11 protein-coding genes and 18 pseudogenes are annotated in these 25207 nt (G+C 58.0%); 15 read left to right on the top strand and 14 right to left on the bottom strand.

Annotated features, from left to right (window positions below):
- Positions 1–792: 792 nt before the first annotated feature.
- Both BA011_RS45375 and BA011_RS29580 read right to left on the bottom strand, forming a co-directional pair.
- Positions 793–1079: pseudogene (locus tag BA011_RS45375) on the bottom strand (hypothetical protein).
- A gap of 1 nt (position 1080) precedes the next feature.
- Positions 1081–1833, bottom strand: a pseudogene (locus tag BA011_RS29580) (IS6 family transposase).
- A gap of 46 nt (positions 1834–1879) precedes the next feature.
- Between BA011_RS29580 and BA011_RS29575 the strand changes: the two are divergent.
- The 5 genes and pseudogenes from BA011_RS29575 (at position 1880) to BA011_RS29560 (ending at position 5224) form a co-directional block, all read left to right on the top strand.
- Positions 1880–3104, top strand: a pseudogene (locus BA011_RS29575) (trans-sulfuration enzyme family protein).
- A gap of 61 nt (positions 3105–3165) precedes the next feature.
- A pseudogene (locus BA011_RS29570) lies at positions 3166–3495 on the top strand (dihydrodipicolinate synthase family protein); the annotation flags it as partial.
- Positions 3496–3617: 122 nt separating this feature from the next.
- A pseudogene (locus tag BA011_RS29565) lies at positions 3618–3836 on the top strand (dihydrodipicolinate synthase family protein); the annotation flags it as partial.
- A gap of 68 nt (positions 3837–3904) precedes the next feature.
- Positions 3905–4189 (top strand): annotated as a pseudogene (locus BA011_RS44510) (transposase); the annotation flags it as partial.
- A gap of 69 nt (positions 4190–4258) precedes the next feature.
- Positions 4259–5224, top strand: coding sequence for a recombinase family protein (locus BA011_RS29560; protein WP_335727690.1), 966 nt, complete (start codon positions 4259–4261; stop codon positions 5222–5224).
- On the opposite strand, the gene BA011_RS29555 is transcribed toward BA011_RS29560, so the two are convergent.
- Entirely contained in the window at positions 5203–6318 is a 1116-nt protein-coding gene (locus tag BA011_RS29555; protein ID WP_065282351.1) for an IS630 family transposase, read from the bottom strand. The genes BA011_RS29560 and BA011_RS29555 overlap by 22 nt on opposite strands.
- A 28-nt stretch (positions 6319–6346) precedes the next feature.
- Here BA011_RS29555 and BA011_RS29550 point away from each other — a divergent pair, with 28 nt between their 5' ends.
- From BA011_RS29550 to BA011_RS29540, 3 genes are read left to right on the top strand one after another with little or no spacing between them, the layout of a single operon-like run.
- Complete coding sequence (locus BA011_RS29550) at positions 6347–6631, top strand: LexA family protein (RefSeq protein ID WP_420493416.1); 285 nt, start codon at positions 6347–6349, stop codon at positions 6629–6631.
- 25 nt (positions 6632–6656) lie between these two features.
- Positions 6657–7358, top strand: a complete 702-nt coding sequence (locus BA011_RS29545; protein WP_237352722.1) for a tyrosine-type recombinase/integrase — start codon at positions 6657–6659, stop codon at positions 7356–7358.
- On the top strand, positions 7355–8368 hold the full coding sequence (locus tag BA011_RS29540) for a tyrosine-type recombinase/integrase (protein ID WP_064251307.1): 1014 nt from the start codon (positions 7355–7357) through the stop codon (positions 8366–8368). The genes BA011_RS29545 and BA011_RS29540 overlap by 4 nt, the downstream gene beginning before the upstream one ends.
- A gap of 322 nt (positions 8369–8690) precedes the next feature.
- Here BA011_RS29540 and BA011_RS45370 read toward each other — a convergent pair.
- Both BA011_RS45370 and BA011_RS42545 read right to left on the bottom strand, forming a co-directional pair.
- Positions 8691–8747, bottom strand: a pseudogene (locus BA011_RS45370) (IS66 family insertion sequence element accessory protein TnpB); the annotation flags it as partial.
- 564 nt (positions 8748–9311) lie between these two features.
- A pseudogene (locus tag BA011_RS42545) lies at positions 9312–9443 on the bottom strand (IS6 family transposase); the annotation flags it as partial.
- A gap of 61 nt (positions 9444–9504) precedes the next feature.
- On the opposite strand from BA011_RS42545, the gene BA011_RS29525 reads away from it, so the two are divergent.
- A protein-coding gene (locus BA011_RS29525) for an IS3 family transposase (protein ID WP_130718853.1) occupies positions 9505–10652 on the top strand; the annotation gives its coding sequence in 2 pieces (ribosomal slippage) (positions 9505–9754 and positions 9754–10652; 1149 coding nt in all).
- 29 nt (positions 10653–10681) lie between these two features.
- On the opposite strand, the pseudogene BA011_RS29520 reads toward BA011_RS29525, so the two are convergent.
- Positions 10682–11256, bottom strand: a pseudogene (locus BA011_RS29520) (IS6 family transposase); the annotation flags it as partial.
- A gap of 51 nt (positions 11257–11307) precedes the next feature.
- On the opposite strand from BA011_RS29520, the pseudogene BA011_RS29515 reads away from it, so the two are divergent.
- From BA011_RS29515 to BA011_RS29505, 3 genes and pseudogenes are all read left to right on the top strand, one after another.
- Positions 11308–11922, top strand: a pseudogene (locus tag BA011_RS29515) (group II intron maturase-specific domain-containing protein); the annotation flags it as partial.
- A 64-nt stretch (positions 11923–11986) separates the two neighbouring features.
- Positions 11987–12457 (top strand): annotated as a pseudogene (locus BA011_RS29510) (transposase); the annotation flags it as partial.
- A gap of 78 nt (positions 12458–12535) precedes the next feature.
- Positions 12536–13603 carry a sensor histidine kinase gene (locus tag BA011_RS29505; RefSeq protein WP_064251309.1) on the top strand — a complete coding sequence of 356 codons (1068 nt, stop codon included), beginning with the start codon at positions 12536–12538 and terminating at the stop codon, positions 13601–13603.
- A 173-nt stretch (positions 13604–13776) separates the two neighbouring features.
- Here BA011_RS29505 and BA011_RS42535 read toward each other — a convergent pair.
- The 6 genes and pseudogenes from BA011_RS42535 to BA011_RS29475 all read right to left on the bottom strand — a co-directional run.
- Positions 13777–14040: pseudogene (locus BA011_RS42535) on the bottom strand (IS256 family transposase); the annotation flags it as partial.
- A gap of 18 nt (positions 14041–14058) precedes the next feature.
- Positions 14059–15248 (bottom strand): IS3 family transposase gene (locus BA011_RS29500; protein ID WP_151343586.1). Its coding sequence is split into 2 segments (ribosomal slippage): positions 14059–14996 and positions 14996–15248, totalling 1191 coding nucleotides; the frame shifts between segments, so codons are not numbered across the junction.
- 60 nt (positions 15249–15308) lie between these two features.
- Positions 15309–16271 (bottom strand): annotated as a pseudogene (locus BA011_RS29490) (IS256 family transposase); the annotation flags it as partial.
- Positions 16163–16770, bottom strand: a pseudogene (locus BA011_RS29485) (IS6 family transposase). The pseudogenes BA011_RS29485 and BA011_RS29490, both read right to left, overlap by 109 nt.
- A 737-nt stretch (positions 16771–17507) precedes the next feature.
- Positions 17508–17831, bottom strand: a pseudogene (locus BA011_RS29480) (TlpA family protein disulfide reductase); the annotation flags it as partial.
- A gap of 52 nt (positions 17832–17883) precedes the next feature.
- Positions 17884–18600 (bottom strand): annotated as a pseudogene (locus BA011_RS29475) (IS6 family transposase).
- A 444-nt stretch (positions 18601–19044) separates the two neighbouring features.
- Here BA011_RS29475 and BA011_RS42515 point away from each other — a divergent pair.
- The 3 genes and pseudogenes from BA011_RS42515 to tnpC all read left to right on the top strand — a co-directional run.
- Positions 19045–19245, top strand: a pseudogene (locus BA011_RS42515) (DDE-type integrase/transposase/recombinase); the annotation flags it as partial.
- A gap of 118 nt (positions 19246–19363) precedes the next feature.
- Positions 19364–20080, top strand: coding sequence for an IS6 family transposase (locus tag BA011_RS29470; protein WP_151343619.1), 717 nt, complete (start codon positions 19364–19366; stop codon positions 20078–20080).
- A gap of 56 nt (positions 20081–20136) precedes the next feature.
- Positions 20137–21459: pseudogene (tnpC, locus tag BA011_RS29465) on the top strand (IS66 family transposase); the annotation flags it as partial.
- 180 nt (positions 21460–21639) lie between these two features.
- Here tnpC and BA011_RS29460 read toward each other — a convergent pair.
- Together BA011_RS29460 and BA011_RS29455 are read right to left on the bottom strand one after the other, a co-directional pair.
- Entirely contained in the window at positions 21640–23175 is a 1536-nt protein-coding gene (locus BA011_RS29460; RefSeq protein WP_065283422.1) for a class I adenylate-forming enzyme family protein, read from the bottom strand.
- A gap of 423 nt (positions 23176–23598) precedes the next feature.
- Positions 23599–25206 (bottom strand): acyl-CoA carboxylase subunit beta, encoded by a 1608-nt coding sequence (locus tag BA011_RS29455; protein WP_064245252.1) that lies wholly within the window; start codon positions 25204–25206, stop codon positions 23599–23601.
- Position 25207 lies beyond the last annotated feature (1 nt).

The following is a 25207-nucleotide window of genomic DNA, read 5'->3' as shown; positions in this document are numbered from 1 at the left end:
CAGTCAGGACCCGCAACAACCGCTGAGCAGCGGAGCAAGCCGGTGCCGAACGAGATCAAGGCTTCGAGGCACCGGCAAAATCGCTCCAAGCGCGAATTTCGGCTCTAGTGCCGAAAGAGCCAATTGATTGCATAAGATATGCCGGTTATCGCGGCACATGCTACAGCTCCTCCGAGGAAGCCTGCTGCGGCAGCAACCACGAGCGGTGCAATTCCTCCGCAAGTTTTAGAAGCTTCGGCGCGAGTTAATTCAATCACACCATAAGATGAGATGTCAGTCGTCATGGTTTTCCACTTTCCAAATGCCCATAGGGCTGTTGCGATAGTCACTAAAGCTGCAAGACCGATGTCTCCTGGGAGCGTGAAGCTATTGCCTCCCTCCCAATGCGAGGGTTCTGTTTCGGTAATGCTATCACCATACGGCAGTCTCTCCCGATGAGGGTTTGCTCTTCCGCTTCTTTGGTGTTTGCACAAATACGGCTTGGTCGCCGCTGTCCTCCTTCCTCTGATGTCAATAACAGTCGTTTAGCCGGCCGGAGCATAAATCTCGCCTTCAGCAATCCGCTGCTTGTCGGCCTTTTTTGCTTCCGCGCTGGTGCGCCAGCTCATCGTTAGACGCAACGATCTTACCGATTAAGATCCCAAGGATGTCCCCGTCGTTGGTCTCGCCGGCACAAGTCATCATTGGCGTCTGTATGTACTGAGTAGGTTCAGGTCCCGTGGAGGCTGGATGGAGCGTTCATGGAGGCAGCGTAAACTTAACGCAGTGAAAACAAGAGTAGCCGCCCGATTGCTACCGCCGAGATTTTGCTTCGATGCGAGGGACGAGCAGCTCGTCGTCAACAAAGCTGTCGAGGAGTCGTTCCATTCTTGGGGTGAGCGGCCGGCGTCTTTGAGCATCTGCTCCAATTCGTCCATGCCGTCGTCTGTCAGTGCGGTCACGGATTCGTCGTCTCCGGTGTACACGGAGATGATGCTGCCGTAGCTCAGGTTATCATCGTTAGAGACGATTGCCTGAAGAAGCTCCGGGGAGATGTCACGTTGTTTGATCAAGGTCGGAATAGGGCGCTTGTCTGAGATGTCAGGCGGTTGCGCCGGTCACGGCTTTCCACTGCGCCATTGCGCGGATCCGATGGATGTGGATGGCGAGGGCTGAATTTTTCTGGTGCGGGGGGGACGAAGAGATTTCGGAGTGCCGAAAAGATCGATATGAACCGTTGCAAGCCGCCGGCGGATCCAAATCCCTGCATCATCCGCTCCCTTTTTCGAAGCGGCACGTGAGAATTCTCGGCTCGATTGTTCAGGCCCTTGTGCGATCGATGTTCGACGGCGGGCATCACCTCCCGTCTTGCCGCACCATAGGAGCGCAATTTATCGGTGACGATCCGCTTCGGCGTCAGGCCTTGCTTCTTCAGCAGCCTGACCAGCAATCGCCTGGCGGCTTGGGTATCGCGGCGGGCTTGAACGATCTCGTCGAGAACGTAACCGTCCTGGTCAACGGCACGCCAGAGCCAATGTTTGCGGCCGCCGATGGAAAATCACCACCTCGTCCAGATGCCAGATATCCTTTCGCGAAGGCCTCTTTCTGCACAACTGCCTGGCATAAGCCGTCCCGAATTTGCGACCCCATCTCCGGATCGTCTCATGGGAGACGACGATACCGCGCTCCAGCAGCATCTCCTCGACCATCCGCAGGCTCAAAGGGAACCGAAAATACAGCCACACCGCACGGGTGATGATCTGCGGTGGAAAGCGGTGGTTCTTGTAGCTTACGGTCGGACTGTTCATCCCAACCCGTTATCCCACAATCGTTAAGCCGCAGACAACGTGACATCGCCTGCTGCCAGTGTGGTCGGAAACAAATAGGATATCGCGAACCGATGACCGGCAGCAGCGAACAAGGCAATGTCCAGGATCACTCCGACCTGTCGCACGGCGCGCGGCTTGGGTTTGATACCCGTGCGATCCATCACGCGTTCGATCCGGCCGCCTTTTCAAGGGCAGTGCAGCCACCTGTCTTCCTGACATCGACCTATGGCTTTGAGAGTGTCGAGGCAAATGATGCTGCCGCAGCGCTCGGAGGCAGGCTGTATGCCCGCGAGTATAATCCGACCACAGAGATCCTCGAGAAGAGGCTCGCCAAACTAGAAGGGGCCGAGGCGGGGCTTGTGGTATCGACCGGAATGGCTGCCTTCGGCACGCTGATCCTCTCACTGCTGTCGCAGGGAGATGAGCTTGTCGTGCACAAGACGCTCTATTCGAACACGGTTGGCATGGTTGAGCAGGGTCTACCTCGCTTCGGCATCAAGGTCGTTCCGGTTGACCTTTCGGATCCGCGCAATCTCGACGCCGCGATCACGGAGAAAACGCGCCTGGTCTATTTCGCCCGTAAACCCCCTGAGTGCCATCCTCGACATAGCGGCGATCGCAGAGCGTGCCCACGCGCATGGCGTAAAGGTGGCGGTGGACAGCACCTTTGCTTCGCCGGCCCTGCAACGCCCGATCGAGCATGGCGCCGACATTGTGCTGCACTCGCTGACGAAATACATCAACGGGCATGGCAATGCCCTGGGCGGCGCGCTGCTCGGCGACGCTGAAACGCTGCATACGCTGCACGAAACCGGCCTGCGCTACATTACGGGGGCGACACTGTCACCGCACTCGGCATTCTTGATCCTGCGTGGCCTGAAGACACTGTCTCTGCGGATGGAGAGACACAGCGCATCCGCCCTGACGATCGCGCACATGCTTGAGGCGCATCCTGCCGTTGCCTGTGTAAGCTATCCCTTCCTTGATTCCCATCCCGATCAGGCGATCGCTCGCAGGCAAATGACCCAAGGGTCAGGCATGCTTGCCTTCGGGCTTCACGCGGGATTTGACGGCGCGCGAACGATGCTGAACCGGCTTCAGCTACTGGCCGTGAGCCTCGGCGACACAGATACTCTCATCTATCTTCCAGCCAGCATCACCCGGGCGCGCCAGTCGATCCGAAAAGACGCCCACATGGTATTGGGCGTTGGGGAGGACCTTGTCCGACTTTCGGTCGGCCTTGAAGATGTCAGCGACATCATCGCAGATCTGCGTCAGGCTCTGCAAAATCTATGACGGATATTGCAGCATCACCATCCAACCATCTCGCCGAATGAGACGAACTCCGGAGTATGAAATGAAATTACTGAGCGGGCTATCCGCATTTCCTCTCACGCCCATGGATCGCAACGGCCAGATCGATGCGGAAGCGCTGCGTGCGCTTGTTGCCCGGCTCTGCGCGGCAAAAGTCGATTCCATCGGTCTCCTCGGCAGTACCGGCGCCTACATGTACCTCGCGCGCGAGGAACGCCGCCGGGCTCTTGCGTTAGCGCTTGAGGAAACCGGCGCCCGCATACCAGTTATCGTCGGAGTCGGGGCGTTGCGAACCGACGACGCGGTCAGGCTGGCGCAGGATGCGAAAGCTCTGGGTGCTACAGCAGTCCTGCTAGCCGCGGTCTCCTTTTCAACTGCGCCGTTGGTGCGCTTCTACCGACGGGCGCGCCGATGGATCGAGGGGACGCTTGCGATCTTCTTTGGCGCAGCCGGCATCCGTCTGCTGCTAACCCGCACATAACCAAGGCAACATTCATGTCTCTCTTTAAAGGCCTATCCGCTTTTCCGATCACTCCGGCCGATGCATCCGGACGCGTTGATCGAGCCGCACTTGCGATGCTGCTACAGCGCATCGTTGATGCCGGTGCTGACAGCATTGGCCTTCTTGGAAGCACGGGCGCCTATGCCTTCCTGACGCGTGATGAGCGCAAGCGTGCTATTGAAACGGCTGTCGAAACCGTCGGCGGGCGCGTTGGTGCACGGATCGTTTAGCTGTCGTGGTGTAGGCGATCGGCAACCTCAATAACCGATCTGTGACCTTGATGCCTTTCAAACATAACGCCGCCCGCCACCATCGCATCGGCAGGATGAAATTCAAGGTGACGAACTGGCCGGAATATGAGGCGGGGTTACGGCGACGTGGCAGCTTGACCCTGTGGCTGACACCGGAGGCGCTTGCCATGTGGCTTGCTCCACGCCGAACGACGCGTGGTGGCCAGCCTCGTTATTCCGATCTAGCCATCGAGACCGCCTTGACGCTGGGCCTGGTGTTCGGCTTGCGGCTGCGTCAGGTCGAAGGATTATTAGGATCGGTGCTGCGCTTGATCCTCGACGAAGACGGCGTCTACGATCCGGCAAGTTTCAACGACCGGCTTCTGCTCGGCCTCAAGGGAACAATGAGTGAGGCCGAACTGCATGTGATCAAGGCACGGCTGCGCGGCGGCATTCTCAATAAGGTGCGGCGCGGCGAGTTCCGTTGTCTCCTGCCAACCGGGCTGGTTTATGACCATTCCGGCAATGTGGCGCTTGATCCAGACATGCAAGTCAGAGAGACGATCGTTCATTTCTTCGAGACGTTCTCTCGCGTCGGATCCGCCTCCCAGACCGTCAAGGTCTTTCGCAATGAAGGCCTTTTGTTTCCATCGCGCCTGCACAACAGCGAGACGGTGTTTCGGCCGTTGACCGCATCGACGGCGGTGCGCGCCCTGAGCAATCCGCGCTACGCCGGTGCCTATACCTATGGCCGACGACAGTTTCGACGTACCATCGACGGCAAGAAGACTTTGCGTGCGCGCGACATTGATGACTGGCCGGCCTGCATGCCCGATGCCCACCCCGGTTATATCAGTTGGGAGCGACACCAGGAGAACCTGAAGATTCTCAAGGCGAACGGCCGTGGATTTGAAGCGGCACGAGCGTCAATCCCAAGGGAGGGCCCGGCGCTACAAGGCCGGGCAGTGTGTGGGCAATGCGGCAACCATCTTAGGGTTCGCTATGCGGCCCGGCGTGGCCGCCAGGAAGCCTGGTACATTTGTAATCGTGACCATATCTATCGTGGGGAGCCCATGTGTCAGTCGATTGCCGGGCCACCCGTCGATGAAGCCATCGGCATGCTGATTGCTGAGCAAATGACGCCAGCGGCCGTCGAACTGGCACTCGACGTCCGCCAGCACACGCTCTTGAGGAGCTTCGTCACCTTCGCCGAAAGGCATGGCGATCGGCACATTGAAGTCACTCGTGTACTTGAATGGGCGACGCTTGCGCCATCCCCACAGCAGCGCCGCAACCGGCTGGTGACGGTCCGCCGCTTTGCGTTGGTACTAGTACCACGCCACAGAGATTATGACTCTTTGACGGGGTAAGCTTTACGGAGCTTTTTGCGGGCATTTTCGGTTGTGAACATCCATTGGATCTTTGCGCCGTGGGCGTTGCGTTGCTGCTCCCAGGCTGCGACTTCGGCGATTATGGTGTCTTTGTTGTCGATACGACGGTCGAGGCATTGGCTACGCAGGACACCGATCTCGATCTCGACCATGTTGAGCCAACTGGCGTGCTTGGGCGTGTGGTGGAACTCCAGTCGCTTCAGCACCCTTCGAGCTTGCGGGGCGGGAAATGCGTCGTAAAGCGCCCCGGCGGAATGAGTGGAGAGGTTGTCCATCACCACGCGGATGATCGGCGCGTCGGGATAATCGACGTCGACCAGTTCGCGCATGCACTCGGCGAAGTCTTGGTTGGTTCGCCGATCGGTGACCTTCACCCTGCGCCAGGGCCGGTGGGCGTCCATGAAGACAAACAGATTGACCGTGCCGTTTCGGCGATACTCGCAATCGTAGCGTTCAAGCTGGCCAGGCTTGGCCGCAATGGGCTCGCGCACTTCGCCGATGAGTTGGGTCGGGCTCTCGTCGAAGCAGACCACGGGCCTTTGTGGATCAGGCGTTTCTGCGTAGAGGTCGAGAACATCCTCCATGCGCGCGACGTATTCCCCATCGATCTTTGGGATGCACCACATGTCTTTGCGCCAAGGCTTGAGATGGTTCTCAGCCAGCCGGCGACGCACGGTCTCCGAGGACAACTGGTCATGATCGGTGAGCCGGACCATCTCATCTGCCAGAAGCTCCAGGGTCCAGCGGGCTCGCCCGGGCGGCGGCTTTGAGCAGGCGGTCGCTACCAACAGCGCCTCCTCCTTGCTCGATAGCTTGCGCTCAACACCCGGGCGCGGTTCTTCGCTGAGCGCCCCTTCCAGATTGGCTTCCACAAACCGGCGTTTGGTCCGGTAAATCGTCGATCCGCTGACGTTCAAGGTTGCCGCGATCACCTCGTCGCTGAAGCCTTCGTTCGCTGCGACCAGGATCTGGGCGCGCTTGATCTTGCGCGACCTGTGGCACCCCCCGCTCAACAAAGCGGCCAGTTGGTCACGTTCCGATTGGCTAAGCTCTATGTGAAACTTTATATTCATCGACACCTCCTTCAGCGTGGAGACGCAGATGAATCCCAAAATGAGTCCCTCACTTGACCCGCAAGCCGCAACGGCAAGACGGGGCCTTACGCAGATCCAAGGCCAGTACCTGGCCTTCATCTACGCCTACAGCCGCATCTTCAAACAGCCTCCGGCCGAAGCCGACATGCGTCGCCACTTCGGCGTTACGGCTCCGTCTGTTCACCAGATGGTGCTGACCCTCGAGAAGGCGGGTTTTATATCTCGCGTGCCAGGCGCCGCACGCAGCATCCAACTTCTCATCCCACCAGAAGCCCTGCCAATTCTACGATAAGACAAACCGTCATAATCTCTGTGGCGTGGTACTAGCAGCCGAGGACCTGCGCCATCAGGTTCCTTCCGCAGAAGCCTTGGGGCGCAACCTGCTCAAGCGGCGGATCCCGCACATCTATACGCCGGATGAGATCAGCGCGTTGTTGCAGGCGGCCGCACGATTGAAGCCGTCAGACACGATCCGGCCGCTGATGTACGAGACCCTGTTCGGATTGTTGGCCACCACCGGAATGCGCATTTCCGAAGCCCTCGCGCTTCGACTTGAGGACGTGACCGCCGATGGGTTGGTTATCCGACAAACCAAGTTCCAGAAGAGCCGCTTACTGCCGCTCCACGACACGACGCGGGACGCCCTGGATAAGTATTTGTTGGCGCGTCGTCGGCTCGGAACCTTGAACAGCATGCTGTTCGTTTCCGCTATGGGCGCGCCGCCGGCCTACAGTACCGTGATTGCTGTCTTCCTCCGCCTCGCACGATCGCTCGGTTTGCGGGGAGAGCCTGGGCAAACCGGCCCCCGCATTCACGATCTGCGGCACACATTCGCCGTGCGCTCCCTCGATCAATGCCAGCCCGATCATCATGCCGTTGGCCGCCACATCGTCGCCCTCAGCACCTACCTCGGCCATGCCCACGTCACTGACACCTACTGGTATCTGCAGGCAACGCCGATCCTGTTGAGGCAGATCGCAGCGGCTGGCGAGGCCTTGCATCAAGGAGCCGTCACATGACCGCGCTGGCTCCGCATCTCACCACCTTTCTACGAGAACATCTGCCGCAAGAGCGGCGGGCAAGCCCACACACCTGCGAGGCTTACGCCTACAGCTTCCAACTGCTGCTCTGCTTCGCCGCTAGCCGATTGAAGACCACCCCGTCCCGCATCGAGATCGAGCAACTCGATCCGCCGCTCCTCCTCGCGTTTTTGGAGCATATTGAGAGGGAGCGCGGCAACTCGGCGCGCACCCGCAACGCCCGTCTTGCTGCCATCAAAGCCTTCTTCCGTTTCCTCGAGTACCGGCTCCCTTCCTGTCTGGATCAGGCGCGCCGGGTTCGGGCGATCCCAATGAAGAAGATCGACGAGGCGCTCGTCAGCCATCTCAGCCGCGACGAGATGCAGGCTTTGCTTGATGCACCGAACCCGCGTCAGGTATCCGGCATTCGCGATCGAGCGATGCTGCATCTGGCCTTCGCTGCCGGGCTGCGCGTCTCCGAGCTCGTCAGCATCCGCCTCGACCAGATTGACCGCCAGACGGTCACCAGCATCCACATCATGGGTAAGGGACGCCGCGAACGTGTGTTGCCCTTGTGGAAAGAGACCACGGCGGCGTTGAAGGCTTGGCTGGCAGTCCGCCCGGCGAGTGGCGACACCGAATTCTTCCTCAATGCCGTGGGACGCGCGATGACCCGGGCCGGATTCGAATATATCCTTGCCAAGCACGCCGCTACCGCGGCGCAGAAGCTCCCCTCTCTCGCCGATAAACGCGTTACCCCACATGTTTTGCGCCATACCTGTGCCATGCACACTCTGAAAGCGACCCGCGATGCGCGCAAGGTGTCACTCTGGCTCGGTCACGCCAGCCTGCAAAGCACGGAAATCTATCTGCGGGCTGATCCAACCGAAAAACTGGAGGCGCTTGCAGCGATGGCGCCGCCGTCGCTCAAGCCGGGTCGCTTTGCTGCTCCCGACAAGCTACTCGCGATGCTGAAGTCCATCGGACGATCGAAAAATTATGTCGAGTAATCCCACTCCCAAACGCCGCAGGCGGCAAGTAGTTGTCGCGGCGGACTCCACATAACTGCACGCTTCACATAATTTCGGAAGTCGATGGGATGGCTCGCAAGAAAGACCTTCACGCCGGACGGGATCATGCCGATCGCACCGCTCGGATCACCCGCTGCAGCTGTGCTTCGCCGATATCTGCGTCGGCCCGGATAACGACGTCGCCGATGACAAGCTCGATCATCGCACGTGTGCCAATCGTCCTGGTCCCTGCCTGACCAGCCCGATCTTGCGAGGAGGATCGTTGTCCGTCACGAGCATCACGACGCCAGCCAAATAGCTGCGAGGGATGTATGCCGATGCGATGCGCAATGGCCGAGACGCTTGCGCCGGGCTCCATTGCCTCAGCCACAGCCCGCGCTTTAAAATCATCGGACCAGCGGCGCCGAAATTGCCGTGGGGCGCCCTCAAGTCGTTCCGGAACAGCCTCGATCATATGGAAGTTTCTAGTTCCAGAGCTAGGCGCAGACATAGAAGCTCACAGTTTGTGAATCGTCTGTCCGCAATACAGCGGCCAACGCTACCGACGCCAGATGGGGTCAGCTTGTCGCTTACTGCAGACCTTGGTAGGTTTTTTCATATCTTTCCCCGGATCACAGATCTTAGCCGACGTATTCTGGGACTATATTGATCCTCAATGGGCACAAATCCCCATTCTCATATTGCTAGTAACGAGCGGTCTTATTGCCGCCATTTTTGTCGGCCGAGTCTTGGCTAGAGAAATTGGGAGTGTTCTGCCACCCATTGCAGCTACAACCCGTTCAATAGCCGCCGGCGACTATTCAGCGCGTGTCAATGCGCCTCCGAGATCATTCGAGGAGGCCGCTGCACTCACCGCCGATATTAAGGCGTCGTAAACTTAACGGATGAAAGGCCAGCGAAAGACGCCATCCGCAGATATCTCTCATGCTCGGGCAATTTTCGCCCACAGGCTCATCGCCGCCGTGCGCAGTTCGCGATGGTGGCCGGAGGAGATGTCGTGGCGCGGGATTTGAAATAGATTGGCGATCGGATCATGGATGGAGACGAAGCGTTGGCCTGCTGCCGGTTTCATGGACACGAGGTTAAGGTGTTCCTCCTGAAACCGGAGAGCATGAATGCAAAGACGAATATTCAGCCGCGAGTACAAGCTTGAGGCGGTGAAGCTGGTCAGGGAGCGTGGGGTTGCCGTTGCGCAGGCTGCCCGTGATCTTGATGTCCACGAGAATGTGTTGCGCAAATGGGTTCGGGAATACGGCGACGATCCCAGCCAATCCTTTCCTGGAAAAGGGCAAATGAAGCCGGAGCAGCTTGAGATCGAGCGGCTCCGTCGTGAAGTCGCAAAGCTGAAGGCAGAGCGCGATATCCTAAAAAAGGCCGCAGCCTACTTTGCCAGGGACGCGATATGAAGTTCGCGTTCGTTGCAAAGCACCGCTCGATCTGGCCGGTGGCATGGCTCTGTGAAGCGCTGGGAGTTTCTCGTTCAGGTTTCCACGCCTGGTTCAATCGTTCTCCGAGCGAACATGCACGCCATGACGAGGTCCTGCTGGAAAGGATCAAGCAGAGTTTCCAGTCCAGCGACCGCACCTATGGTGCCCGACGGGTCTGGCACGATGTGCTGGAGGAAGGGTTATCCTGTGGCCTCCATCGTATTGAGCGGCTGATGCGCTTGAATGCGCTCAGGGCAAGACCGAGGCGGCGTGGCTTGCCAAAGGATGCCGGTGACCGTGCCGTCATCATGCCTAACGTGCTGGACCGCCAGTTCGTGGCAGACCGTCCGAACCAGAAATGGGTGGCTGACTTCACCTATATCTGGACCGCGGAAGGCTGGCTGTATGTCGCAGCCGTCATCGACCTGTTCTCACGCCGTGTCGTCGGCTGGTCGATGAATGCCAACATGACAGCCCAACTCGTCACAGATGCGCTGATCATGGCGATATGGCGTCGAGGAAAACCAGATGCTCTGCTGCATCACTCCGACCAGGGCAGCCAATATACCAGCGAGCAGTTCCAGCGCCTCATGGGAGATCACGGCATCACCTGCTCGATGAGCCGCTCTGGAAATGTCTGGGACAACGCTGCAATGGAGAGCTTCTTCTCCTCACTGAAAACGGAGAGAACGGCACGGAAGGTTTATCGCACGAGGAATGACGCCAGAGCCGATGTGTTCGATTACATCGAGCGCTTCTACAACCCGAAGCGTCGCCACTCGACACTGGGCTATCTCAGCCCCAATGACTTTGAAACAAAGGTGGGATTAGCTTAACCTCGTGTCCGATAAACCGGCAGCAGGCCACGTTGTAGATGTCGCTGTGACTTGAAGCGCTTCATGATCCGCTCTCGCCGCCGGACTGGCTGGTGAGAATTCTCCGCCCGATTATTCAACCCTTTGTGGGAGCGATGCTCTACACCCGGCATGATCTCTCGCTTTGCTGCGCCGTAGGACCCCAGCTTGTCGGTGATCATCGCACGCGGCGACCGTCCCTGACCCTTCAAGAGCTTGCGCATCAGGCGCTTGGCGGCCTTTGCATTGCGGCGGCTTTGTACGAGAACCTCCAAGACGAAACCGTCCTGATCAACTGCGCGCCACAGCCAATGCTTCTTGCCGCGGATTGAAACAACGGCTTCATCGAGATGCCACTTGTCCCCAAGCCGACCGGATGATCGACGACGGATCTCGTTGGCAAAGGTGCGGCCGAATTTCTCCGCCCACAGCCGGACGGTCTGGTGCGAGACAATGATCCACGGGCAGCCAGCAAGTCCTCGACCATCCGCAGGCTCAGAGGGAAACGGAAATAGAGCCACACGGCGTGGGCAATGACTTCAGCGGGAAAGCGATGTCGACGATAGAGTGGATCACAGTCTGTCATGAACCTTCATCGCACATCGAATTCCACATTCCGTTAAGTTGACGATGCCGCCGGGCGTTTCTGGAAGGTGAGTTGAAGTTGACGCTGAACATGGAAAAGACCCATGTTACTCACGTCAACGACGGCTTCGTCTTTCTGGGGCACCGGATCATTCGCAAGCGAGGGGCACACGGACGGATGTCCGTCGTCACGACGATACCCAAGGAAAAGGCCAAGGGGTTTGTTCGCAGACTTACCGAAACCCTTTCCGGCAATCATAGTGTCAGTACGGTCGACATGATCGCCAGCCTGAACCGCCAGTTGGTGGGATGGGCGGCGTTCTACAAGTTCACCGACTTCACGGCGTACGTATTCCGGCGCATCGACCATGTCGTGTTCTGGAAAATGGCGCATTGGCTGGGACATAAATACCGATCTCGCATCAAACCCTTGATGCGGAAATAGTACCGGGTCCCGGAACCGGGCAAGGCGAAAACCTGGCTCGTGTTTGGTCGGAATGAACGCGGGGACCCCGTTGGAAAAGCGCTGAAACGGCTTGTCTCAAGCCCCAAGGCGCAATTCCGGTGGCGCAATCCGGAGGAGAATCCATACATCTTCCGGATCGAGAACCGCAGTACCGTCACATCGAACTATCATGAAGTTGCTATGGCCATGGGCCAAGCTTGAATAGAGAGCCGTATGCGCTGAAAGGTGCAAGTACGGTTCGGGGAGGAGAAGCGCTTCCGCGCTTCTTACTCCACTTCCGATGGCACGGGGCTTCGTCTATCTCTGCGCTGTCGTGGACAGGTTCAGCCGGAAGGTCTTATCGTGGCGGCTGTCGATCACGATGGAAGCAGCCTTCTGCATAGAAGCGGTCGAAGAAGCGCTTGCCCGCTATGGCAAGCCCGACATCTTCAACACCGATCAGGGGTCGCAGTTCACCTCCGTCGACTTCACCGCCGTTCTGAAGAACGCCGACATCGCCATCTCCATGGATCGCAAAGGCGCGTGGCGGGACAATGTCTTCGTCGAACGGCTCTGGCGGTCGATCAAATACGAGGAGATCTATCTCCACGCCTACAAGAGCGTTTCCGAGGCCCGCGCTGCCATCGGCCGATATCTGAGCTTTTACAACACCCGACGCCCACATTCATCCCTTGACCGGCAGACGCCGGATCGGGCTTACTTCAATGCGCTGACGCCGATGATGGTGGCAGCATAATCGAGGCGGAAATCCACTTAGCAAAGCGCCCGGAACTGTTCAGACAAACCGAGCCAGCTCTCCGAATGGACAATACACATGACTAGATACAAGACTAGAAATCTCAAAAAGATGATCGTTCGCGCTTTGAGCGTGCAAACCTTCATATCTTTTGGGGCCTTTTACCTCGGAGTTACAATCTATTTCGCGACGGTGGATGAATTGATAGGCTATGAATCGCCCTGGAAGGATGTCGCCGTAACCAGTATAATGGCAACAATCGTTCTTATTCCCGCCGCCATTGTCGGCCGTCGCCTAGCCCAAGACATCGTGAGTGCTCTGCCACCCATTGCAGCTGCCACCCATTCGATAGCCTCCGGTGACTATTCAGTGCGTGTCGTGGCGCCCCCGAACTCGTTCGAGGAGACCTATGCCCTTACCGCCGATATTAACGCGATGGCCGAACGCCTGGAGGAGGTGCAAGTAGACCTCAAATACTGGAACTCAGCGATTGCGCATGAATTCCGAACGTCCTCGACCGTGCTATTAGGTAATCTGCATGGACTTTCGACTGGTGTGATCGAACCAAGCCCGGAGCTCTTCGCTCGCATGATTCCCTATGTCAACTTACTAACTTCTATGGCCAACGATTTAGAAAATCTTGATTTCTCGAGGACCCACAAGCTTGATCTTAATATTAAAGAGATCGACCTCGCGGTGGTAGCTGAGACGGTAACCGCCTCGACGGAGCACGATTTGGTGCCTGCCAGCATCAAAATAAAGCGACAGTTCGATCGTGCAGTTTGCCTCGCCGATCCCGAGAGAATGCAGCAGGTGCTGAGCGAGCTGCTCAACAACTGCCGCCGCTACGCACCGGGGAGTACCGTGACCGTCCAGACCTATGAGGACGAGGATTGGGCTATGATGGTTTGCGTGGACACGGGCCCTGGCATGCCGGCCGCGGTGCGGGATAGAGCCTCCGATCGGAACTGGCGCGGCAGTGACTCGTCACAGCGCGTTCCCGACGGTCGCGGTCTTGGCCTGGCAATTGTGAAGACGATAGTAGATGCCCATCACGGCGAACTCTTCATAGATACTGATTGCGGACGAGGCTTCAAAGTCACGATCCGGCTGCTAAAGCACGCCTCCGGCGTAGAGAGGATTTAGTGTTGGTGGACGTGAACTGAAGTGACCTGGCACTGAGCTTTCATCCAGCGGCGACTAGAGCCCCGGCGGTTTTGAACCGCCCCAGGATTCTGGACCACCGGAGGCTGGAGTTTTCCGTCAAGGCCGGGACTGTCAGGAATTTCGTGTACGGGCGTGCGGTTGAACATTTGCTCTTAGGCCCTTGCGGCCTGAAAGCGGTCCGCAAAGAGAATGGCGAATTGGGATTTTGCCATCGCCCACTCCCTCGGCGGCATTTTCCACTCTTTCTCCGATCTGTTCAAGACCAGGTAGAGCAGTTTTGTCGCCGCCTCATCGCTCGGAAAATGACCTCTTGCCCGGACGGCGCGACGCAGCTTGGAATTTAGGGCTTCGATGGCGTTGGTGGTGTAAATGATCCGGCGAACATCCTTTGGAAAGGCGAAGAAGGGGATGACCTCTGACCTGCCACTGAAGTTTCATCCGGCTGCGATTAGAGCCTCGGCGGGTTTGAATACGCCAAATGGCGCGGTGGGAGCAACCGGCGGAAACGCGAAGCTTTCATCTTGCGCAGCGTTGGAGCCGGTTGCGGCGATGATCCCGGCGTAGCCTGCCGGGGTCTGGTATCCGAGCGACGAGTGTGGCCGGAAATGGTTATAGTCGTCAGCCCATTCAGCAATGGCGCTGCGGGCATGATCGAGGCCGAAGAAGAGGCTCTCGTTGAGCAACTCGTCGCGCATCCGGCCGTTGAAACTCTCGACATAGCCGTTCTGCATTGGCTTCCCCGGCGCGATATAGTGCCACTCGACCTTGTGATCCCTCGACCAGGCGAGGATGGCATTCGACGTTAGTTCGGTGCCGTTGTCGGAGACAATCATTCCGGGCTTGCCGCGTCGTTCGATCAGCGTCGTCAGTTCTCGGGCGACACGTCGACCAGAGATCGACGTGTCCGGGACCGCTGCCAGGCATTCGCGCGTCACGTCATCGACAATGTTGAGCACGCGGAAGCGTCTGCCGCAGGCGAACTGGTCATGCACGAAGTCCAGCGACCAGCGGGCATTGGCCTTCGCTTCAACCAGGATCGGCGCACGTGTGCCGACCGCACGCCGCCTGGCTTTCCGCTTGCGAACGGAAAGACCTTCCTCGCGATAGAGCCGGTAGATGCGATTGACCCCGGACGGCTCTCCGTCCCGCCGAAGCAGGACAAACAGCCGACGGTAGCCGAAACGACGCCGCTCATTGGCGAGGTCGCGCAGCTTCGTCCGCAGTTCAACCTCCGGCGGTCGGCTTGACCGGTAACGGATCATCTTGCGGTCGGCGGATATAATCTGGCAGGCCCGCCGCTCCGAAAGACCCATGACGGCCTTCAGATGCGTGACGGCGTCACGCTGGGCGGCAGGCCCTACCATTTTTTTGCAAGAAGCTCGCGGAGCGCGGCTGCATCAAGCATCTGCTCGGCCAGCAACTTCTTTAGCCTCGCATTCTCGTCCTCAAGCGCCTTCAGACGCTTCGCTTCGGAGACTTCCATGCCGCCGTATTTGGCTTTCCAATTATAAAACGTTGCTTCTGAAATCCCGTGCTTGCGGCAGAGATCGGCTGCCTTCGCACCCGCCTCCTGTTCCTTCAGCACCGCAATAATCTGCTCTTCCGTAAATCTCTGCTTCTTCATATGTCCGTCCTCAATGGTCCGGACTCTAATCCATTCTGGAGGAAATTCTCAGTGGCAGGTCACCTCCTGCCAGGCTCGCCGCCAGATCTGGGCGACGGCTGGGAATTTCCGGCCCCAAAAGCCACCCTCGAACGTTGTCAGCGCCGCCTCCGCCGCCTTGTCATCGATGGCTCCGTAGATTGCTTTCAGCTCGCGGGCCAAATCCTTGCGGTCCTTCCATGATGCAAAATCCAGAGAATTGCGCAGCAGATGGACGATGCAGGTCTGCACCGTCGTTTGCGCGAAGACGGCATTGATGGCGTCTGGAAAGCCCTTCAGGCCATCGACAACGGCGATCAGGATGTCCTCGACGCCGCGGTTCTTCATCTCGTTCATCACCCGCAGCCAGAATTTGGCACCCTCATTCGTTTCGATCCAGAGGCCGAGTATCTCTTTCGTGCCATCGCCGCGCACGCCGAGCGCGATGTGCACCGCCTTGTTGCGGACATGGCCTTCGTCTCTGATCTTGACCCGCAGCGCATCGAAGAACACCAACGGATAGACCGGCTCCAGAGGCCGCGACTGCCAGGTCGCTACTTCGTCCAGCACCGCGTCGGTGACGGCCGAGATCAAGTCGGCCGACACGTCGATCCCGTAAAGATCCTGGACATGCCCCACGATCTCACGCGTGCTCATCCCACGCGCATACATCGACACGATCTTCTCGTCGAAGCCAGGGAAGCGGCGCTGATACTTGGCAAGCAATTGAGGATCAAAGCTCGACTGCCGGTCGCGCGGGATGGAAAGCTCCAAAGAGCCGCTATCCGTCAGCACTGTCTTGCGGCCGTAGCCATTGCGGCTGTTGCCGACGGTCTCTTCGTCGGAGAGATGATGATCCATCTCCGCATTCAACGCCCGCTCCGCCAGCGCCTTCTTCAACTGATCGAGCAGACCGTTGCTCTCGAAAGCCGTTTTCGCATCAGAACCGGCGAGAAGCTGGTCCAAAATGCTGTCCGCGATGATAGGCTCTTTCCGTCGTGCCATGGGTGGTCTCCTTCGTACCCATTATGCACGCCCGTACACGAAATTCCTGACAGTCCCTCAAGGCCGGGTGCCACTTCCGCCTTTGCTGCACCGTAGGCGCGGAGCTTATCGGTGATGATCCGTTTGGGAGCAAAGCCATAGCGCTTCATTAACGCCACCAGCACGCGCTTCGCTGCCCTTTTATCACGCCGCTTCTGCAATATCTCTTCGAGAACGGTGCCATGTTGATCGACCGCACGCCAGAGCCAGAATTTCTCTCCAGCGCATTTCACGACGACTTCGTCCAGATACGTGCGATCTGGGGTCCGAACTTGGCGATCCAGCGGCGGACTGTCTCGTATGACACGTCGATTCCACGCTCGAGCAGCATTTCCTCAACTTCACGCAGACTAAGGTTGAACCGCAAATAAAGCCAGACCGCGTGAGAAACGATCCGTGGCGGAAACGGTGACGCTTGAAGCTGATATCTCGTGTCTGCATCGCCGAAATCTACGCCCAACCCGTCAGGCAGGCAACCGCAACCAGTTAACGTGACAATACCCCTCAAACCTCATTTTCCGGCCGGATTGTTTCGGGTCAGTCAGGACCCGCAACAACCGCCGAGCAGCGGAGCAAGCCGGTGCCGAACGAGATCAAGGCTTCGAGGCACCGGCAAAATCGCTCCAAGCGCGAATTTCGGCTCTAATGCCGAGTGAAGAGGTAATTGATTGCATAAGATATGCCGGTTATCGCGGCACATGCTACAGCTCCTCCGAGGGAGCCTGCTACGGCAGCAACCGGGAGCGGTGCAAATCCTCCGCAAGTTTTAGAAGCTTCGGCGTGGGTTAATTCAATCACACCATAAGATGAGATGTCAGTCGTCATGGTTTTCCACTTTTCCAAATGCCCATAGGACTGTTGCGGCAGTCACTAAAGCTGCAAGACCGATGGCTCCTGGGAGCGTGAAGCTATTGCCTCCCTCCCAATGCGAGGGTTCTGTTTCGGTAATGCTATCGCCATACGGCAGTCTCTCCCGATGAGGGTTTGCTCTTCCGCTTCTTTGGCGTTTGCACAAATACGGCTTGGTCGCCGCTGTCCTCCTTCCTCTGATGTCAATAACAGTCGTTTAGCCGGCATAGCTGACAGCCGCCTGAAGAGCTCGGCATTATTTCCGTCCCGCACGAAGTTTGCTTGCCGGGCATGGAGGCGCCAGCGTCCACCTTCGTTAGTCGTTCAGCAGCAAAGCCGATCATCTCACTTAATCTCTATCGCCGCCGAGATTCGATTACGGAACGCTATCTCCGCAGCATAAGTCTCGCCTTCAGCAATCCGCTCCTTGTCGGCCTTTTTCGCTTCCGCGCTGGTGCGCCAGCTGCCGTCAAGCACTTTCGGCAAAACATCATCAAGTTCCATCGGAATGCCGATAAAGGCGATGTGGCCGTCTCGGTCGACCACGAACGACGTCGGAATCCCGAAAGAAAAGCTGGCGGCCATCCAAAGCTTGTGCATTTCGCCTGTGTAGTCGAACGCGATCCGAAAATTCAAATTCGAGAATTTTTCGGTCAACCACGCGTCCAACGGCACTGTAAAGTTATCAGCGGATTGATGCAGCGATAGCTGGCCGGGACGGCTGTCAGGCTGCGGCGACACACGCGATTTTGTTCCAGATTTGCATGGCGGCGTTACGCAGGTCTCGATGTTGAGCCGATGACAGCGTATTGCGGGGAAAGTGGAACAGGTTGGCAATCGGATCATGGATGGAAACGAACCGCTGAAGCTGGCGTGCCGACTTGAAGCGTTTCATGGTCCTTTCGCGTCGTCGGGTCGGCTGGTGCGAATTTTCCGCTCGATTATTGAGGCCTTTGTGCGACCGGTGTTCGACACCGGGCATGAGGTCGCGCCTGGCGGCATCATAGGACCGGAGCTTGTCGGTGATCATGACCCGTGGTGTCCGCCCTTGAGCCTTCAGCAACTTACGCATCAGACGCTTTGCCGCCTTGGCATTTCGGCGGCTTTGCACCAGTACTTCGAGGACGAAGCCGTCCTGATCGACCGCACGCCAGAGCCACTGCTTCTTGCCATTGATGGCCCCCACACATTCGTCGAGATGTCATTTGTCGCCCAGGCAGCCGGCTGACCGTCGCTTGATCTTCCGGGCGAAATGCCGTCCGAATTTCTCCGCCCAGCTTCGAATGGTCTGATGCGTGACGATGATGCCGCGGGCCGCCAGCATGTCCTCAACCATGCGCAGGCTGAGCGGAAAGCGAAAGTAGAGCCATACCGCGTGCGCAATGATCTCAGCGGGATAGCGGTGGCGACGATAAAGCGGATCACGAGCAACTTCTGACATGGCCCATGTACGCACATCTTCATCAGCCGTCGGTTAACTTTACGGTGCCACTCAATCAGACCCCGACTACCAAAATCAGAGCCGTAATTTATCGACGCTGCCTTAGGCTCAAAGGGAACCGAAAATACCAGCCAGACCGCACGGGCGATGATCTGCGGTGGAAAGCGGTGGTTCTTGTAGCTTACGGATCTCATATGTGCAATCTGAGATCCAAACTAGATGCGGCAGGCCTTCGCGGTATGTTGGTCTCCCTCAGGGGCGTTGGATACCGAATGGACAATACACATGACTAGATACAAGACTAGAAATCTCAAAAAGATGATCGTTCGCGCTTTGAGCGTGCAAACCTTCATATCTTTTGGGGCCCTTTACCTTGGAGTTACAATCTATTTCGCGACGGTGGATGAATTGGTAGCCTATGAATCGCCCTGGGGGAATGTCGCCGGTGCTGCAAGACGGGAGGTGATGCCCGCCGTCGAATATCGATCGCACAAGGGCCTGAACAATCGGGCCGAGAATTCTCACGTGCCGCTTCGAAAACGGCCGCTTCGAAAACGGGAGCGGATGATGCAGGGATTTCGATCCGTCGGCAACTTGCAACGGTTCAGATCGATCTTTTCGGCACTCCGAAATCTCTTCCGTCCTCGACCGTGCTATTAGGTAATCTGCGTGGACTTTCGACTGGTGTGACGAACCGCCCGGAGCTCTTCGCTCGGCACCGTAAAGTTAACCGACGGCTGATGAAGATGTGCGTACATGGGCCATGTCAGAAGTTGCTCGTGATCCGCTTTATCGTCGCCACCGCTTTCCCGCTGAGATCATTGCGCACGCGGTATGGCTCTACTTTCGCTTTCCGCTCAGCCTGCGCATGGTTGAGGACATGCTGGCGTCCCGCGGCATCATCGTCACGCATCAGACCATTCGAAGCTGGGCGGAGAAATTCGGACGGCATTTCGCCCGGAAGATCAAGCGACGGTCAGCCGGCTGCCTGGGCGACAAATGGCATCTCGACGAATGTGTGGGGGCCATCAATGGCAAGAAGCAGTGGCTCTGGCGTGCGGTCGATCAGGACGGCTTCGTCCTCGAAGTGCTGGTGCAAAGCCGCCGAAATGCCAAGGCGGCAAAGCGTCTGATGCGTAAGTTGCTGAAGGCTCAAGGGCGGACACCACGGGTCATGATCACCGACAAGCTCCGGTCCTATGATGCCGCCAGGCGCGACCTCATGCCCGGTGTCGAACACCGGTCGCACAAAGGCCTCAATAATCGAGCGGAAAATTCGCACCAGCCGATCCGACGACGCGAAAGGACCATGAAACGCTTCAAGTCGGCACGCCAGCTTCAGCGGTTCGTTTCCATCCATGATCCGATTGCCAACCTGTTCCACTTTCCCCGCAATACGCTGTCATCGGCTCAACATCGAGACCTGCGTAACGCCGCCATGCAAATCTGGAACAAAATCGCGTGTGTCGCCGCAGCCTGACAGCCGTCCCGGCCAGCTATCGCTGCATCAATCCGCTGATAACTTTACAGTGCCATCTCACCGATTTGCCGGACACGGGATTGCCATCCGTCGAAAAACCGGAAGGGAAGAAGCGCGGCCGTAGGCCTCTGCCGGCAAACCTGCCACGCCAGCGCGTCGAATATGACCTTGCCGACGACCAGAAGGTCTGTCCGTGCTGCAGCCACCAGATGCATCGCATGGGCGAGTTGGTGACCGAGCAGCTTCACATCGAGGTGAAGGCCACGGTTCTGCAGAATGTCCGGGCCAAATATGCATGCCGCAACTGCGACCGTACCGGGATCAATACGCCTGTTGTTATCGCGCCGATGCCGAAGCAGCCCTTGCCCGGCAGCATCGCCACGGCCTCGACGCTGGCCTTCGCGCTCGTCCATAAATATGTCGACGGCACGCCGCTCTATCGCTTGAGCCAGGCCTTCGAGCGTGCAGGCGTTCCTGTCAGCCCTGGTGCTCTCGGCCATTGGGTGATCGGTTTGAGCGAGAAACACCTCGTTCGGATCTATGATGCGCTGAAACTGCGGCTTCAATCGCAGACGACATTTCAGGTGCTGAAGGAAGAGGGCAAGGATCCCACCAGCATCTCTTACGTGTGGGGCTACCGTAGCGGCGAGGACAGCCGGCAACCGATCGTGCTGTTCGATTATCAGCCCGGCCGCGGGCAGGAACACCCGCAGGCCTTTCTTGGCGACTACCGCGGTATCTTGATGAGCGATGGCTATCAGGCCTGGCGCACGTTGAAAGGCGCCACGCATGTCGGGTGCATGGCCCATGCCAGGCGGAAGTTTGTCGATGCTCTCAAAGCGCGCAAGAAACCCGGTGGGCCGCCGGCGCAGGCCATCAAGTTTTTCGACCAGCTCTACCGGATTGAAAGGCAGGTGCGGGACGAAAAGCCCGACGACGGCGAAACGCGAGATCATTATATGCGCCGCTTTCGCCAGAAACACAGCGTCCCGGTCCTTGCCGCCCTCAAGGAATGGCTCGACAAAATCGCGCCAAAGGTCGTGCCCGACACCAAGCTTGGCGATGCCGTTTCCTATGCGCTCAATCAATGGGAGTACCTGACGCGCTATACCGGCGACGGCAGGATGCCGATCGACAACAATTTGCTGGAGCGTGACATCAGAATTTTTGCCACTGGAAGAAAGAGTTGGCTCTTTAGCGATACAGTCCAGGGGGCCAAAGCCAGTGCCGTCATCTACAGCTTAATGCTGACCTGCCGGGCCTGTGGCGTCGAGCCATTCGCATGGTTGAAGCACGTTCTCACCGAACTGCCGCAGCGCCCCGACGATGCTGATATCGACGACCTGCTGCCCTTCAACTTCAAAAGCCAGCCAGCATAAGCCGACGCCCTTCAAAGCGATTTACGACGTGCACTGAAAAGCGCGCTTACCGATGATCTGCGGTGGAAAGCGGTGGTTCTTATAGCTTACGGTCGGTCTGTTCATCCCACCCCACCCCCTACACAGATCAACTTCACAGCGTTAAGTTTACGGTGTCGCTCCAAGAGCGATGTCACGTTATCAGTTGCTGCCTTCTTGCTCGCTGGACCGCGCTTGAAGCTCTTTCAAAATCGAGTACTGAATCTTGCCCAACGCTGTTCGCGGCAATTCCCTCGTGAAAATAAACTTCCGCGGGACCTTGAAGCGAGCGACCTGCGACTGCACGTGCGCGGCCAGTGCTTCCGCTTCGATCCGTGCCCCCGCCCGCCTGACCACGTAGGCGACCGGCACCTCGCCCCAGTGCGAATCAGGCCGACCGACAACGGCGCATTCCTCGATATCAGGGTGCTCCCCGAGCACACGCTCGACTTCGGCTGGATAGATGTTTTCTCCGCCGGAAATAATGAGGTTCTTTTTGCGATCGCGAACCCAATAGTGACCGTCGGCATCGCGGTGCCCGATGTCGCCAGTGCGATACCAGCCGTCACGCAGTGCCTCGCGGGTCGCTTGTTGATCGCCCCAGTATTCACAGAAGACATTTGGGCCGCGCACTGCGATTTCGCCTGGGGCACCCGCCGGCAACTCGTTGCCGGCGTCATCGATGATCATCGCCTCGCAGCATAGGCCCGGCAGGCCAATAGACCCGCAGCGTGAGAGATCACTCCCTAGCCTCGTGTAGATGGCGATGGGGCAAGTTTCTGTGGAGCCATACACCTGCAGGACCGGTACCCCTCGCGCGGTAACGCGTTCGATCAGGGCCTGGGACACAATCGCTGAGCCGGTTGAAATAGCCTTCAAGGAGTACAGGTCGACCGTCCACCAAGCGGCGTCGTCAGTCAATGTTTGGATGGCCGTCGGTACCAATGCCGTAAGCGTTGGCCGATCGCGCTCGAATGCAGTAAGTGTCGCACCTGCCGCAAATCGGGAATGGATAGTAACCGTCGCACCATGGTGCAAAGCCGGAGTGGTCTGAATGTTGAGCCCGCCCACGTGAAAGAACGGCAGTACCGACAACACATGATCTTCCGACGTCAGAGCATGCATGTGCTGACTCATCACCCCGTTCCAGAGCAATGCTTCTTGTCGGAGGACCGCGCCTTTCGGCCGCCCGGTAGTGCCAGAAGTGTAGACGATCAGAAGCGGGCAGCTCAAGTCAGCATGTGAGTTACGGCTATCACCGCTGCCTTGGGCCAACAGGTTATCCCATGTGCTCCCGCGAGGGGGCGTGAAGTCCAAACCGACGACTGAGGTGTCGGGCAGTGTGTGTGCCAGATGCGGCAGAAGGCCGTTGAACGCCTGCTCGACAACCAATACCTTTGCTCCGGCATTAGACAAGATGAAGAGCTGCTCAGCCGGCGCGAGCCGCCAATTCAAAGGCAGCATAATTGCGCCAAGACGCGCACAGGCATAGAGGAGAACTAGATACTCGGGCCGGTTCAGGCTGAGGATGGCGACGCGGTCGCCTTTAGTGACTCTCAGCTCTTTGTTCAGGGCGCGCGCGGCTTGCTCGATAGATCCGCGCAACGCGGCGTAGCTTAGGGTCTCACCCTCGAAATGGATTGCAGCCTTGTTTGGAGCAAACGCCGCATTGCGGTCAATCAGTGTGCAGAGATCCATTGTCGCCTATTCCTTCTGTCTGGAGCCGCATGAGACTTGGTCCGGCGCAGTTGAGCTACTGATAACGTGACATCGCCGCGTGAAGGCATCGGCGACGAATTTGGCGGGGTGCTGCAGCGCTTATGAGCTATATTCAAGGGTGCTCATCCAATCGGCATCGAGACGCGGCCTTTGCCGAATTCGCCAAGAAGCGATCGAGCAACAATATGATTGGACAACGGCGAGCAAGCATCGAGAACCGCAGGCCTGGCAAAAAACGATACTGTCGCTTGGATAGGAAGCGACGATCCGGCTTGTTAGCTCAAGATTCCGTTGCTCGTTGGCGGGCGCGATTGGTTCAATGTTCTTCTCTGCGTCTTCTATCACTTAGACCCGTCCGCGCATATTTTTCGATCAGAAGGAAGGCCGAGAGGGGGAGCCGCACTACATTCTAAAGATGCCATAATGTGGCGCCTCAATGGGAGCATTGAGCGAGGCGCTCATGGCGATTGCGAGCGCGTTTCTGGTGTCAACAGGATCAAGAATCCCGTCGTCCCAGATTTCAGACGTTGCGTAGTAAGCGCTTGATCGCTCCCTATACTCTCCCAAAATCGACTGTCTCGTGACTTCGTACTCCTGCGCCGATAGGCGCCTACCATCGGCCGCCAGCTGCTTTGCCTTCACATCGGTAAGCACTTGCGTCGCTTGATCGGCACCCATGGCTGAAATCTGAGCCTGCGGCCAGGTGAACAGAAAACGCGGATCGAAAGCGCGCCCGGCCATAGCGAATGTTCCCCCACCGTGAGAATGGTTACAAATGACCGTGAATTTGGGCACCGCCGCTCCAGACACGGCCATGAGTAGCTTGGCGGCATTTTTGGTGATGCCACGTCGCTCATATTCGCTGCCCACCATGAAGCCGGTGATGTTCTGCAAGAACAACAGCGGCGTCCGATTCATGTCGCACAACTGGATGAAGTGAGCGCCCTTCAGCGCACTGTCGTCGAACAGCACGCCGTTATTCGCCAGAACACCGATTTGGTATCCATGAAGGCGCGCGAACCCGCATACCAGAGTTCGCCCGTAGAGCGGTTGGTATTCATGGAACCTGCTGCCATCGACCAAGCGCGCGAGAATCTCCCGCATATCAAAGTGCACTCGAGGATCTCTTGAAATTATGCCGTATAGCTCAGATGCATCATAGGCGGGCGGCTCGGGAGCGACTCGATCGATCGAGACTTTTTCGGGACGATTGATACGGCCGACTAAGTCGCGGGCAATCGCAATCGCGTGCATCTCTGAATCCGCGATACAGTCGGCCGTTCCCGATACACTGGTTTGCATGTCAGCACCGCCGAGCTCGTCGACAGACACGTGCTGGCCAGTCGCAACTTTTACAACCGATGGACCGCCGAGAAATATCGCTCCGCTTCCCTGGACGATAATGTTGTACTCGCTAAGCGCAGGAACGAAAGCTCCTCCCGCGTTGCAATGTCCCATCACGAGGGCGACCTGCGGCACGCCCATCTTCGAGAGAATGGATTGGTTGCGGAAGATTCTGCCCGCGTGGTGGCGATCCGCGAAGAGTTCCGCCTGCAGAGGCAGAAATCCACCGCCACAGTCGCAAAGATGAACGACGGGCAGACGGTTCTCGATTGCTATATCCAGGGATCGGACGATCTTTTTGACTGACAACGGATACCATGCTCCACCCTTCACGCTCGGGTCATCTGCGTGAACGATCACCTCGCGTCCCGCAACGATGCCGATGCCGACGACTTGCGCTGCGCTGGGCACACCCCCGTTGTAAGCCTCGTTCGCAGCCAGTGTCGAAAGTTCGAGGAAAGGGGTTTCTGGATCAAGCAAAGCCTCCACCCGGTCGCGAACAAAGTGCTTGTTTTGTCGCCGCAGGCGCTCGCGGTCGCGCTCGGGACGGTCGAAGCGGACCGCACGCTGGCGCTCCTTTAATTCGGCCGCAAGTCTTCTGTTGTGGAGCTCGTTGAGGCGAAATTCTTGCGCGTTCACGTCGACAAGAGAAGCGATGCGCTGCATC

Origin of the sequence: Rhizobium leguminosarum (genome assembly GCF_001679785.1) — a bacterium.
Taxonomy (GTDB): domain Bacteria; phylum Pseudomonadota; class Alphaproteobacteria; order Rhizobiales; family Rhizobiaceae; genus Rhizobium; species Rhizobium leguminosarum_R.
Note: the sequence above shows the minus strand (reverse complement) of the source record. Positions and strands in the feature narration are given on the sequence as shown.

Bases quoted from the DNA above. Each gene is read 5' to 3' on its own strand.
- BA011_RS29560 (WP_335727690.1), top strand. From the start codon at position 4,259: ATGAGTGAGGCCGAACTGCATGTGATCAAGGCACGGCTGCGCGGCGGC.
- BA011_RS29555 (WP_065282351.1), bottom strand. From the start codon at position 6,318: ATGAATATAAAGTTTCACATAGAGCTTAGCCAATCGGAACGTGACCAA.
- BA011_RS29550 (WP_420493416.1), top strand. From the start codon at position 6,347: ATGAATCCCAAAATGAGTCCCTCACTTGACCCGCAAGCCGCAACGGCA.
- BA011_RS29540 (WP_064251307.1), top strand. From the start codon at position 7,355: ATGACCGCGCTGGCTCCGCATCTCACCACCTTTCTACGAGAACATCTG.
- BA011_RS29505 (WP_064251309.1), top strand. From the start codon at position 12,536: ATGACTAGATACAAGACTAGAAATCTCAAAAAGATGATCGTTCGCGCT.
- BA011_RS29470 (WP_151343619.1), top strand. From the start codon at position 19,364: ATGTCAGAAGTTGCTCGTGATCCGCTTTATCGTCGCCACCGCTTTCCC.
- BA011_RS29460 (WP_065283422.1), bottom strand. From the start codon at position 23,175: ATGGATCTCTGCACACTGATTGACCGCAATGCGGCGTTTGCTCCAAAC.
- BA011_RS29455 (WP_064245252.1), bottom strand. From the start codon at position 25,206: ATGCAGCGCATCGCTTCTCTTGTCGACGTGAACGCGCAAGAATTTCGC.